Source organism: Draconibacterium sp. (assembly GCF_041583095.1).
Classification (GTDB): domain Bacteria; phylum Bacteroidota; class Bacteroidia; order Bacteroidales; family Prolixibacteraceae; genus Draconibacterium.
Map to the genome: position 1 here is coordinate 1 of NZ_JBFHGM010000141.1, position 12,872 is coordinate 12,872.

Below are 12,872 nucleotides of genomic sequence, written 5' to 3' on the forward strand. Positions count from 1 at the left end.
AGAAACTTACTGAAGTTCTTTTCGTTGATGGACTTCATCTAATCACTCATATCCGTAATAACATGAAGAATGTCCTAATGGAAATGAAAGACAAAATATTACTACGGAAACGCTCTGTTATAGAGACCATTAATGATGAACTTAAAAATATTTGTTCTGTAGAACATTCAAGACACAGATCTTTTGCAAACTTTATTACAAATATGATTTCTGGTCTAATTGCTTATCACTTTTTTCCTAAGAAACCTGCTATCAAATATGAAGAAATTTGCACAGACCAATTGGCCATATTTTAAATCGAACTCGGGTTACTATAGTGCTGATTGAGTGGTAGATATGTTTTTTGCCTTGAAAAAGTGTCGAAGTCAGGAGCATTCCCCAAGCCTTAAATGGCTCTTCATGCCTGTCCGGAATACAAATTCGTTTGCCACTTTTTTTGCAATAAAAAAGCTTTCCGCAAAAAGCGGAAAGCTTCTATCCAACTAGTTATACTATTAATAACCCGGATTTTGTGGTAACAAATTCGGATTTCTGTCGAGATCAATTTGTGGCAATGCCAGAAGATAATCGCGTGCAGCGTTAAAGTTTTCATGGGGTTCAAGCGAGCTGGCTCCCTTGAACACTTCATCACCTAACTGGCGACGTTTAATATCCCACCAACGTTTTAGCTCGAATGACAATTCCAACCTTCTTTCTTCCAAAATCAAATCACGGAATTCATCTTTCGACAAGCCTGCCTGAACGTCTGCAGGAAAGTCATTCATTACACCGGCTGCATTACGGGCACGGGCACGCACCTGGTTAACATACCCAATCAATTCAGCATTTGGCCCACTAACTTCATTACCTGCTTCTGCCGCCATCAGCAGCACATCGGCGTACCTGTAAATGGCATAATTAAAGTCGGTATAACGGTTATTCAAATCGGCTGTTCCCGGAAAGCGGGTATACTTGGCAATATGCGGGCGTTTTTCGTTGTTAAATTCGGTATACGGAATCGTTACGCCACCTTTTGTCGTTTCAGCATCGAAGGCTACACTTTTTCGGTAGTCTCTGTCGTCCCAGCTTTCGTACACAGCCATTGACGGAACGGCCACTCCCCATCCCTGCATATCAGAACCTCTGATACCGGTTAAAGGGCCGAAAAGGTCATCACCTTCAGAACTTCCGCCAGCCTGTTGGCCCAGAAAGTCAATCACATAAATGGGTTCCTTTAAATTATCCTGTTTTGATCCATCGAATAAATTCTGATAATCGGCCTCAAGTTCATACTCCAAATCTGTTGCATGGTCGATCACCCATTTAGCATTTTCGTATGCTTTGCTGTAATCACCCAAAGTAAGGTAAACATCGGCCAACATAGTTGCGGCAGCACCTGCACTGGCCCTGGCCCTGGCGTTTTGAGTCATGGGTAAGTGTTGTTTGCCAAATTCAAGATCCGCGATAATATAACCGTAAACATCGGCAGCTGAGGTTTTTAATAAATCGGCAACCGCTTCCGGATCACTGATCGATTCACCGATATAAGGAATATCGCCAAACAAACGAACCAGGTTAAAATAGATAAACGACCGGGCAAACATTGCTTCCGCTTTAAGTGCATTTTTAACATCCTCGTCGGCCTCAATCACTTCCGCTCCATAAATAGCATTGTTGGCTGCACTTATAATATCGTACGACCGGGGCCAGAATGAACTAACCATACCACTAAATGCATCGCTGGTGAAACTATTAATTTGTTTACGTCGCGATGGCGTTCCAGGATCACCGATATCAACCATATCGCTTAACAACATAATGGTTAACGATTGTTTTCTTCCCCAGTAACCTTCAGAGGCCATTCTTCCGTAAGCTCCGAAAATTGCAGCTTCAACATCGCCGGTTTTTTTGAAAAATCCGTCAGGGGCAAGTTCGCCAACAGGGTCTTCCTGCAAATCAGTACAGGCGAAAATACCTAGTACAATCAATAACAATGAAAATATTTTTAAGTGTTTCATTTTCTTCAATTTTTAATGTTCAACATTTTCGAATTAGAAAGTAACTTTCAAGCCAACTGTATACGATTTGGCATTTGGATAACTTCCGTAATCAAATCCCAGTCTGGTGTTCGAACCTGATCCTCCATAATTAACTTCGGGGTCGTATCCGCGATAACCGGTAATGGTCCAGAGGTTCTGACCGCTTATATACACGCGAACGTTGCTTAAACCTGCTTTTTGAACCAGGTTGTTTGGCAAGTTATAACCCAGCGACAGGTTCTTAACGCGAACGTAACTGCCATCAAAAATCCAGCGTGAAGAAGAATGGTAACCCCGGGCAGTATTTGCAACCGGCACGTCGGTATCGGTATTGGTCGGTGTCCAACGTCGTAAAGCTTCGGTTGTAGAGTTACTGCTTCCTCGCATGGTTTCCAGTTCCTGTAAAGTATAGCTGTAAATGTCATTCCCCTGCGATCCCTGAATAAAAATATTCAGATCGAATCCTTTGTACTCCAGGGTGTTGTTAAGCCCCCAGATAAAATCGGGATGTGGATTTCCGATAATTTTACGGTCGTCGCCGTTGATTTTTCCATCAGTTTCTCCGGTGAGGATACCTTCCTCGTCCTTAATGCCATCAATATCGCGGTATTTTTCACCACCTGCATATTGGTCGAAGTTTCCGGGTAAGATGGTTTCACCTTCCTGGTATACACCATCGTAAACATATCCGTAAAACACGCCTACTGGTTCTCCTTCGCGTAATATGTTCGTTGTACTTACGCCCACCATATGGCCCGGCAATACTTTATACATTACATCTTTACTATCAGGCAATTCAAGAATTTTGTTTCGGTTTTTTGAAAAGTTCAGATCGGTAACCCAACGCAACTCTCCATTCAGGTTGATAGATGATAGTGTGAGTTCAACACCTTTGTTTTCAAGACTTCCAATATTTTTCAGCATCGAACTGTAGCCGGAATAAGGAGGCAGTGGCATGCTAAACAAGAGGTCAGTTGTTTTTTTGTAATAATAATCTCCTACCAGCGACAGTCGCTGATCAAATAAGCCTAGGTCAAAACCAACATCGGTTTGTGCTGTCGATTCCCAGGTTAAGTTATCGTTGGCAACTGAAGTTGGCCTAACTGCATTTACAATGGCAGAATTTTGAATGGAATGTACTGTTCCGAGGCGTGCCAACGACTGGTACGGGCTAATGGATTGGTTTCCGGTAACACCATAACTTGCACGAAGTTTTAACTGGCTAATTTTTTTAACCTCTTGCATAAACGATTCTTCCATTACGTTCCATGCTATTGCTCCTGACGGGAAAAATGCCCATTTTTCGTTTTTGGCAAACCGTGAAGATCCGTCATAGCGGGCATTCAGTGTGATCATATAACGATCAAAAAGCTTATAGTTAACCCGACCGTAATACGAAGAAAGTTCGGTTTCTACTAGACCTGAGCCGGGGCTGTTGTAAGTTGATGCGCCATCGAGGTTCCACCACAACGAGGCGTCGGTTAAAAAGGTCTGACTGCTTGCTGACCATCCTTCACTTCGGGTTGATTCGTATGAATAACCTGCCATGGCCGAAATATTGTGATTACCAAATTGTTTCGTGTAAGTAAGATAATTCTCGTTGATTAACCCGGTATATTTTCCTGAATTTATACTTGCACTTCCACCTGATTGTGCTCCGGCATTCAGTGTTGTTGGCACATAGTCTCCGGTACGATAGTTGTTTATGTTTGCACCAATCGTAACACGAAACTTCAGATCGGGCAGAATTTGATATTCTCCAAACATATTTGCCTGGAAACGATCTTCTACCGTATTGTTGCTTCTCTCTTTCGCTATAGCTACCGGGTTATCATTTGGGTCGCCCAACCAGGAGATGGTATAGCTGCCATCTTCGTTATACACCGGAAGCGTTGGTTCACCACTAAAGGCTGCTGCAACCACACCTGTTCCATTTGTTCCACCGCTGCCTTCCTGGGTTCTTACACCGTCTTTTTCAGTTCGGCGGGCAAAAAGATTAACACCCAAATTGAGTTTTTCTCCTGCCTTAATATCCAGGTTACTTGTTATTGAATACCTTTTAAAACCGGAATTTAGTATTATTCCTTCATGGTCGTAAAGCGTTCCTGAAACATAATATTTGAGTCCTTTGTCTCCACCTGTAATTGAAAGCTGATGGTTTTGAATCATTCCGGTGCGGAATATTTCATCTTGCCAGTCGGTGCCGGGCCCGATAATTGAACCGGCCAATGCATCAGGATTTACTTCGGTAACATAATCGGTAAACTGATCTTTGTTCAGCAGGTCGAGACGATTAATTTCCTTTTCAGCCGAAAATGATGTGTTGAACTCGATTCGTGCTTTCCCCTCAGCACCGCGGCGGGTAGTAATCATGATTACACCATTAGCACCGCGCGAACCGTAAATGGCAGTGGCCGAAGCATCTTTTAAAATCTCGATGGATGCAATGTCTTCTGCCGGAGGAGCTGTTGCCCCCGGAAATCCATCAACTACATACAAAGGATCGGCTGAAGAATTGATGGAGCCCGATCCACGAATCCGAACATTAAATGAGGCTCCGGGCTCTCCGTTGTTTTTCTGAATCTGCACCCCGGCAGCCCTACCTTGCATTGCCTGAGTCATTCCCAGTGCCGGGTAGGCCGCCAGGTCTTCACCTTTTACTTGCGACAAAGCTCCTGTTAAATCGCTCTTTTTTACGGTTCCGTAACCCACAACAACCACTTCGTCTAAACCAACAACGTCTTCTTTTAAAGTAATATCATATGTGCCATCACCGCTCACTTCTATTTCCTGCGATGAGTAGCCAATAAACGATACAATTAATGTCTGATCTCCAACCGGCACATTTGTTATCACATATTCACCGTTTATGTCGGTAATATCGCCAATGGTTGTTCCTTTTACAACAATAGTGGCTCCGATAAGCGGTTCACCTTTTATGTCGGTTACTTTCCCTTTTATCAGACCTTGTTGAGCTGCACCTACAGAAGGAGAAATGACGATCAGGTTATTTTCCAAAACCGAATACCTGTTTCCGGTTCCGTTTAACACAACATCAAGAATCTGTTCTACAGTTTTATCTGTAATCTGCAGGTTGTCGTAATTTTTGTTTACCAGCAAATCGTTGTTGTATAAAAATTTGAACTCACTTTGATCTTCAATGGTTTCAAAAATTTCGACAGTGTTCACATTTTGTAAATGGATAGAAAATTTAGTTCCCTGGGAGTAAACTGTTCCGAATGACTGAACAGTTGTAAGTAAAAACAGTAGTAGCGTAAATTTCATAGCTATTAATAGTTTTAGCAGGCTTCTATTTTTCACACAAAAGCCAATACAGTCATAGTTTTTTTTCATAGTTTTAACGTGCTTATAAATAATTAATAAGTTAATTGCTCCGCGTGCGGCGGAGTGATGAATCGGAATCGGGAAATGTTGACGCATTTTCCGATTCTTTTTAGGCAGATTTTTTTAAATCATAGGCAGTAAGTATTTGTTTGTTAGTTTATTTGTTCTATTTCTTTAGTATAGTTATTTTGTTTTTGTCGATTTCATATTTAAACGGCAGCGATAAACTAAGCGCCTTCATGGCCTGTTCGATGCTTTCTTTTTCAAAGGTTCCGGTGTAGCGCGAATTTTTTAGATCCTTGTCTGCTATGGTAATTTGTACATTGTACCAACGCTCAAGTTTAATGGCGAGGTCTTCAAAACGTTCGTTCTTAAACACCAGCACATTGTATTTCCACATAATAAACTCATCAGGCTCAATACCTTTGGTAATTTCAATTTTTGGCTGAATTGTAGTTAGTGGAGTTGACATCTGATTCTGCGCGGTCTCTTCAGTGGTACTTTCTTCCGAAGGAGTCGTCACATTTACCGTCTCATTGCTTTTTGCTATAACGGCTTGTTCGTTGGGTTTTAGAAAAATTGGTGATTTAATGACACGATTGCCAACTTTTCCGCTAATTGACACCAAACCTTCAATTAAAGTTGTTTCAACCACATCGTCATTGGCATACGACTTTACATTGAACGATGTGCCGTGTACCTGAATATTTATCGACGATGTTTTTACATTTAAAGCACGTTTTGGGTTTTTTGCAATATCGAAAAAAGCCTCTCCATCAAGATAAATATTCACCTCTTTCCCGCTTACATCAGTTGGGTATTTCAGGGTTGAACCCGAATTAACCCAAATCATACTTCCATCGGGCAGCTGAAGTTCAGATTTTGCTCCGTAAGGCACATTAACACATGCATATTGCTCTTCCTCAGGCAGGTACTTTTGAACCATAAAACCAATGCCAAAGGTTACCAGAACAACTGCGGCCACCTTCAGCACCTGGTAAAGTGTATGTTTAACTGATTTCTTTTCATAAAAGTGATCAGTTTCTTCGTGAATGGCAACCATGGCCAATCGTTCCCATTCCGAATTGGTATCGGCTCCTTTTGAAATATTCTCGAATTGCGCCGTTTCCCAAATATCCTTCAGGTGATAAAAGAGTTTTTCATTCTCTTTCTTTTCATACACCCAGTGGAAGAGTTCCTTTTTTCCCTCCTCCGACAATTCTTTTTTCAGGTACCGGATTACCAGGCTTATATATATGTCGTCGATGATCATTTCGCTGTCTTTTTCATAACGACAACCAAGTGCATCAATCTACGTCAAAAAAAATATATTTTATTTGAAAAAAAGAAAGGTAAAAAGCAAGATCCCTTTATTAATAAGGCTTTCGCGCAGTAGTTTTAATGCCCGGTACAGCTGCGTTTCAACAGTTCTGATGGGCAAATTCAATTGTTCAGCAATTTCTTTATTTGAAAGTTCATTAAAACGGCTAAGCTCAAAAGGTATCCGGTATTTATCTGGAAGGGCACTAACTGCTTCGTTTACTTTTTCCTGCAGTTCTTTTTCAACAAGGGTTTGGTGTGTATCGTAAAATTTAATTTCGCGGCTAATTCGCTCCTGCTCGTTTTTCGCAAATTCTGATGTTACGATCGTATGTTTTATATGATTAAGGCAATTGTTTCTTACCGCACGAAAAAGATATGCTTTCAGGTTATTGACTTCGGATTGCTGCTTAAAATTTAATAAACTCAGGAATGCATCCTGCACCATATCTTTAGCCAACTCCTTATTGTCGATAAACTTTAACGCATAGAAAAACAGGGAAGCATGGTACTGTCGAAACGCGTGTTCCAACAATAAATGAGAGCCATTTTTCTGCTTTTCTGTGGTCATTAATGTGCGGTTAAAGACCCTAAATATAGAAATAATTCTATTCTGAGAATTATTGTATTACTAAAAATGCAATCGATTCCATAAGTTGTATTACTTCTATATCTGATAATCAAATCAGAAGAAAATTAGTACGCGCAAAAAGTATCAATAGAATAAAAAAGAACACAGATTTACAACGTTTCTGGCGTAGCTAACATTTTGTAAAACGACATTCATTTATGAAAAAGTCCCTAAGATTATTAAATCTAAACATGTTGTTCGATTTAAAATTTACAAATTCGCTTATCTTTGTTTCATTGTCAAATATTCTTTCAAAGGGTGTTTGCTTATACAGAAGAGTGGAGAGATCGGGCTCTGCGAAACTCTGGCAACCTTGTTCGGCAACTGGCGGACAAAAAGGTGCCAATACCCGGCCGGAAACGGAATTATAATTAAAACACAATCGATGAAACGAGTATACTCTTACAAAATACAAAAGCTGACTGGTCAACAGCGAGTTCCATGTGATTCCCTTGAAAACAAACACTTTTAATCACATGAAAAAACTGCACTACAAATTATTTTTTACAAACTATCTGCACGGGGCAAATATGTGTATGCGTCAGCGGTTTTAACCGCATAAAAATTAGCAGCGTAAAAAATATCATTAAAAACTTTTAAATGAAGACAGTAACCTGTTTCGAAGCTACCTGATTCGGTCTATTGGCTTCCAACTTCCGACTTTTATAATATGTCTAAAACAAAATCGTACGAAGAAATTAACCAAAAACTGAAGGCCGGTAAAGCAGTTGTGTTAACCGCCGAAGAAGTTGCGAAAATGGCGAAAGAAATGTCGCCCGAAGAAATAGTTGAGAAAGTAGATGTTGTAACCACAGCAACCTTTGGCGCCATGTGCTCATCGGGGGCGATTATAAATTTCGGCCACGCCAATCCGCCAATCCGGATGGAAAAAATACGGTTAAACGACGTTCCATGCTACGAAGGTCTGGCCGCGGTTGATTCATACATTGGCGCCACTGCCTGTAACCCTGACAATCAGGAGTACGGGGGTGCACACGTTATTCAGGATTTACTGGAAGGAAAAGATGTAGTTTTGGAAGCCTGGGCAAAAGGCACCGATTGTTATCCGCGGAAGCACATTAAAACCAAAATCAACATTAACACCATAAACGAGTTTACGCTTTTCAATCCGCGGAATGCTTATCAGAACTACAATGTGGCGGTAAATACCACTTCCACTATAAAATATACCTACATGGGCAGTTTGCTACCCAATTTACGCAATGCCACCTACTCCACTTCAGGCGAATTAAGCCCGCTGCTAAACGACCCGGAGTTTAAAACCATCGGGCTGGGAACGCGCATATTTTTAGGAGGAACACAGGGTTTTGTGGTTTGGCCGGGAACACAGTTTCACACGACGAAACCAAAAAACGAGCTGGGAGTTCCGGTTACCAATGGCGCTACCATTGCAGTAATGGGCAACCTGAAAGAAATGTCGGCCGAATATATTCAGGCTGCATCATACGAAAAATACGGGGTGAGCATGTTTGTGGGAATTGGTATTCCGATACCGGTTTTAAACACAGACATTGCCAAACGCGTATCGATAAACAACAGCCAGATTGAAACTTCGGTACTTGATTACGGGACGGTTGGAACGCCCAAACTTGGGCAGGTTACCTACGAAGAATTGCAGTCGGGAACCATAAAAGTAAAAGGTAAAAAGATAAGAACCGCGCCGGTTGCCAGCTTAAAAAAAGCGCGCAAAATTGCTGATGAGCTGAAGAAATGGTTGCAAAACGGAGAGTTCGAAGTAACCAAACCCGTACACATGTTCCCTTCGAATACATCGTTAAACGGACTAAAAGAAACGGAGGTTGACAATGATTAAAAAAAGATATATACTGAATTTCCCTCCGCAAAGCGGCGACAAAGCGTTTACTTACCACCTGGTGAAGGAATACGATATCCGGATAAATATTCTGAAAGCAGAGGTATACCCCGGGAAACGAGGCAGTCTTTTGCTTGAGCTGCAAGGCAAAAAAGAGAATATTGAAAAAGGCGTTGAGTACATTAAAAGCCATAAAATCACCTGCGAATCGCTCGACAAACGTATTCGCTGGAAAGAAGAAAAATGTATCGACTGTGGAAACTGTACCGCCGTATGTTTTGCCGGTGCATTAAACATGGACAAGCAGTCGTGGAAACTGGAATTCGACAAAAGCAAATGTGTAGTTTGCGAACTTTGTATTCCGGCCTGCCCTCTCAACTTGTTCGAAATTGATTTTAGATAGAAAGAAGCATTTTCGCAAAATCACGATTTTATAACGATGAAACTTTTTGAAGAACGTACCTATCGCAGCCAGTTTAACACCGAACGTTTTACAGGTTTTGAAGTAAAACACATGGAAACCGATCTTTGGATCGGTATCGATCCGGCTTCTTACCAAGACGAGATGAAAGAAGTGGCTTTGGCAAAAATGAAAACGCTACGCCAAACGTTCGATGATTATATCGAAAAGGAACCGTTTTTCAGGAAAAGCCTGAAACCATTTCAGCCGTCTGATTTTGCTCCTGAAGAAGCAAAAGAAATGGCTCGTGCTGCCGAGAAAGCCGGAATTGGTCCCATGTCGGCAGTGGCCGGTTTGTTCGCCCGCGAAATTGGAGAAGAAATTTGTAAAAACTTTTCGGTGAAGGAGCTGTTAGTTGAAAACGGCGGCGACATCTTTGTGCTTTTACAGGATGAACTGATTTTATCTGTTTTTGCAGGCGAATCCATTCTAACCGAGCGTATCGGGCTGGTAATTCCCGCAGGGAGTAGTACCTTTGGTATTTGTACTTCGGCCGGTACAGTTGGCCCATCGATAAGTTATGGAAAAGCGGATGCCGTTGTAGTGGTTTGTGAAGATATTCTTATGGCGGATGCGCTGGCAACTGCGCTGGGAAATAAGGTTAAAACACCTGACCATGTTGAAAAAGTGATTAAACAGGCAGAAAATTATAACGAGATACAATCGTTGCTCATTATTTGCGAAGATAAGATCGGCATTAAGGGCGAGAATGAGATAAGGATATTGAAATAGATTAAAACACGAAGTCACGAAGACACAAAATATTCTTAGTGGCTTTGAGTCTTAGTGTTCAAAATTAAACAGATGACAACAAAAAGAGACATACGGGAAGAACTCAAGAAGAGAGTATTGGTATTGGATGGAGCAATGGGTTCTCTGATTCAGGAATATAAACTGGAAGAAGCCGATTACAGGGGCGAATTATTGAAAGATCACCCCAGTGATATGAAAGGGAACAACGACATGCTGTCGCTGACTCGCCCTGATGTTATTTCGGAAATCCATGAGGCTTATCTGGAAGCAGGTGCCGATATAATCTGCACCAACACCTTTAATGCAACCAGCATTTCGCAGGCCGATTACTATACTGAAGAGTATGTCTATAAAATGAATAAGGCTTCGGCTGAGATTGCCAAAGAACTGACCGATAAATTCACCTTGGCCAATCCGGATAAACCACGTTATGTGGCAGGATCAGTAGGTCCTACAAACAAAACATTATCACTTTCGCCCGATGTGAACGATCCCGGTTATCGCGCCATCTCATTCGACGAGTTGAAACAAGCGTATCGCGAACAGGTGGAAGCGTTACTCGATGGCGGTGTTGATCTGTTACTCATCGAAACAATTTTTGATACACTGAACAGCAAAGCAGCCATTTTTGCCATTGAAGAAGTTCTTGACGAAAGAGGTATAAATATTCCTCTAATGGTTTCAGGAACCATTACCGATGCCAGTGGCCGTACACTTTCCGGTCAAACGCTGGAAGCTTTCCTGAATTCGGTTTCGCACGTTGATTTGTTAAGTATAGGACTAAACTGCTCGTTGGGAGCTACCGATCTACAGCCGTATATTAAAGAGCTGGCCGGGAAAGCACCATTTCATATTAGTGCACACCCAAACGCAGGATTACCAAACCAGTTTGGCGAGTACGACGAAACACCGGAAATTATGGCCGGCCACATCAAACAGTATCTCGATAATAACTATGTAAATATTATTGGTGGTTGCTGTGGTACAACGCCAGCTCACATCAAGGCATTTGCCGATATGGCTGCCAAAGCAAATCCGCACCATCGGGCCGAAGCTACCACTTACACAAAGCTGAGTGGACTGGAGCCGGTAACCATTACCGAAAACACCAACTTTCTGAATATTGGAGAACGGTGTAACGTTGCCGGATCGCGCAAATTTGCTCGACTAATCAGCGAAGAAAAATACGAGGAAGCGCTGACCATTGCACGCCACCAGGTTGAAAACGGGGCACAGGTGATAGATGTTAATATGGACGATGCCATGTTGGACGCCGAAAAAGAAATGGTAACTTTCCTGAACCTGATTATGGCAGAACCCGATATTGCCAGGCTTCCAATTATGATCGACTCATCAAAGTGGCATGTCATTGAGGCCGGTTTAAAATGCTTGCAGGGGAAAGCCATTGTAAACTCCATTAGCCTAAAAGAGGGGGAAGACGTTTTTATCGAGCAGGCACAAAAAATTAAACGTTACGGTGCAGCTGTTATCGTTATGGCTTTTGACGAAAAAGGCCAGGCCGACAACACCGAACGCCGCAAAGAAATTTGCAGCCGCGCCTATAAAATTCTTACCGAAAAAGTAGGATTGCCTGCCCAGGATATAATTTTCGATCCGAACGTGCTGACCATCGGTACCGGCATTGAAGAGCATAATAATTACGCCGTATCGTTCATCGAATCGGTGAAATGGATAAAAGAAAATCTGCTGCTGGCAAAAGTAAGTGCCGGTGTAAGTAATGTTTCGTTTGCTTTCCGCGGGAACAATGTGGTTCGCGAAGCGATGCATTCGGTGTTCCTGTTTCATGCCATAAAAGCAGGTCTCGACATGGGAATTGTAAACCCGGGAATGCTGCAGATTTACGATGAAATCCCAAAAGATTTTCTGGAAAGGATTGAAGACCTCGTATTAAATCGCAGGCCGGATGCAACGGAAAGGTTACTTGAATTTGCCGAAAGCCTGAAGTCGACTTCGAAAAAAGAAGAAAGAAAAGACGAATGGCGCGAACTGCCTCTTGAGAAACGGATTGCTCACTCGCTGGTAAAAGGATTGCCCGAATTTGTTGACGAAGATATGGCCGAAGCCGTTCAGAAATATTCGCCTGCATTGGACATTATCGAAGGCCCATTGATGGACGGTATGAACATCGTTGGTGAGTTATTTGGCTCAGGAAAGATGTTCTTGCCACAGGTGATAAAATCGGCAAGGGTGATGAAAAAAGCTGTGGCTTATTTGCTGCCATTTATTGAAGCCGATAAAGCGAAATTCAAAAACAGCACTTCGCAGAAAAAGGTGCTGATGGCCACCGTAAAAGGCGATGTTCACGACATAGGTAAAAATATAGTTGGTGTGGTATTGGCCTGTAACAATTACGAAATCATCGATTTGGGAGTTATGGTTCCAACGGAGAAAATCCTTGAGGAAGCCATTAAAAACGAAGTGGATGTAATCGGGCTGAGCGGATTAATCACTCCATCGCTGGAAATTATGGTGGAGATTGCCAAAGAAATG

Annotated in this window: 9 protein-coding genes and 1 riboswitch; of the genes, 5 read left to right on the forward strand and 4 right to left on the reverse strand. The window is 42.0% G+C overall.

Going from position 1 to position 12,872, the window contains the following annotated elements; translation table 11 throughout:
* On the forward strand, positions 1-296 hold a 296-nt coding region (locus ABZB17_RS13570; protein ID WP_372650882.1), incomplete at its 5' end, for a transposase.
* 198 nt (positions 297-494) lie between these two features.
* On the opposite strand, the gene ABZB17_RS13575 is transcribed toward ABZB17_RS13570, so the two are convergent.
* The 4 genes from ABZB17_RS13575 to ABZB17_RS13590 all read right to left on the reverse strand — a co-directional run bounded on the left by ABZB17_RS13575 (position 495) and on the right by ABZB17_RS13590 (position 7,254).
* Positions 495-1,997, reverse strand: a complete 1,503-nt coding sequence (locus ABZB17_RS13575) for a RagB/SusD family nutrient uptake outer membrane protein (protein ID WP_372650883.1) — start codon at positions 1,995-1,997, stop codon at positions 495-497.
* A 33-nt stretch (positions 1,998-2,030) separates the two neighbouring features.
* Positions 2,031-5,303, reverse strand: a complete 3,273-nt coding sequence (locus tag ABZB17_RS13580; RefSeq protein ID WP_372650884.1) for a SusC/RagA family TonB-linked outer membrane protein — start codon at positions 5,301-5,303, stop codon at positions 2,031-2,033.
* A gap of 226 nt (positions 5,304-5,529) precedes the next feature.
* Positions 5,530-6,636, reverse strand: coding sequence for a FecR family protein (locus ABZB17_RS13585; protein WP_372650885.1), 1,107 nt, complete (start codon positions 6,634-6,636; stop codon positions 5,530-5,532).
* Between the two features lie 60 nt (positions 6,637-6,696).
* Positions 6,697-7,254, reverse strand: a complete 558-nt coding sequence (locus ABZB17_RS13590) for an RNA polymerase sigma-70 factor (RefSeq protein WP_372650886.1) — start codon at positions 7,252-7,254, stop codon at positions 6,697-6,699.
* A gap of 323 nt (positions 7,255-7,577) precedes the next feature.
* A riboswitch (SAM riboswitch) is annotated at positions 7,578-7,688 on the forward strand.
* 296 nt (positions 7,689-7,984) lie between these two features.
* On the opposite strand from ABZB17_RS13590, the gene ABZB17_RS13595 reads away from it, so the two are divergent.
* The 4 genes from ABZB17_RS13595 to metH all read left to right on the forward strand — a co-directional run.
* The gene (locus tag ABZB17_RS13595) at positions 7,985-9,148 is read left to right on the forward strand and encodes a homocysteine biosynthesis protein (protein WP_372650887.1); all 1,164 of its coding nucleotides are present in this window, start codon (positions 7,985-7,987) and stop codon (positions 9,146-9,148) included.
* A complete protein-coding gene (locus tag ABZB17_RS13600; RefSeq protein ID WP_163325574.1) occupies positions 9,141-9,551 on the forward strand; it encodes an NIL domain-containing protein in 411 nt (136 codons plus the stop codon). Before ABZB17_RS13595 ends, ABZB17_RS13600 begins: the two co-directional genes overlap by 8 nt.
* 36 nt (positions 9,552-9,587) lie before the next feature.
* A complete protein-coding gene (locus ABZB17_RS13605; protein ID WP_372650888.1) occupies positions 9,588-10,340 on the forward strand; it encodes a UPF0280 family protein in 753 nt (250 codons plus the stop codon).
* 72 nt (positions 10,341-10,412) lie between these two features.
* The coding region (gene metH / locus ABZB17_RS13610; protein ID WP_372650889.1) for a methionine synthase at positions 10,413-12,872 on the forward strand (2,460 nt) is incomplete at its 3' end.

Coding starts and splice junctions, on each gene's coding strand:
- ABZB17_RS13595 (WP_372650887.1), top strand. CDS start 7,985: ATGTCTAAAACAAAATCGTACGAAGAAATTAACCAAAAACTGAAGGCC.
- ABZB17_RS13605 (WP_372650888.1), top strand. CDS start 9,588: ATGAAACTTTTTGAAGAACGTACCTATCGCAGCCAGTTTAACACCGAA.
- ABZB17_RS13590 (WP_372650886.1), bottom strand. CDS start 7,254: ATGACCACAGAAAAGCAGAAAAATGGCTCTCATTTATTGTTGGAACAC.
- ABZB17_RS13575 (WP_372650883.1), bottom strand. CDS start 1,997: ATGAAACACTTAAAAATATTTTCATTGTTATTGATTGTACTAGGTATT.
- ABZB17_RS13585 (WP_372650885.1), bottom strand. CDS start 6,636: ATGATCATCGACGACATATATATAAGCCTGGTAATCCGGTACCTGAAA.
- ABZB17_RS13580 (WP_372650884.1), bottom strand. CDS start 5,303: ATGAAATTTACGCTACTACTGTTTTTACTTACAACTGTTCAGTCATTC.
- ABZB17_RS13600 (WP_163325574.1), top strand. CDS start 9,141: ATGATTAAAAAAAGATATATACTGAATTTCCCTCCGCAAAGCGGCGAC.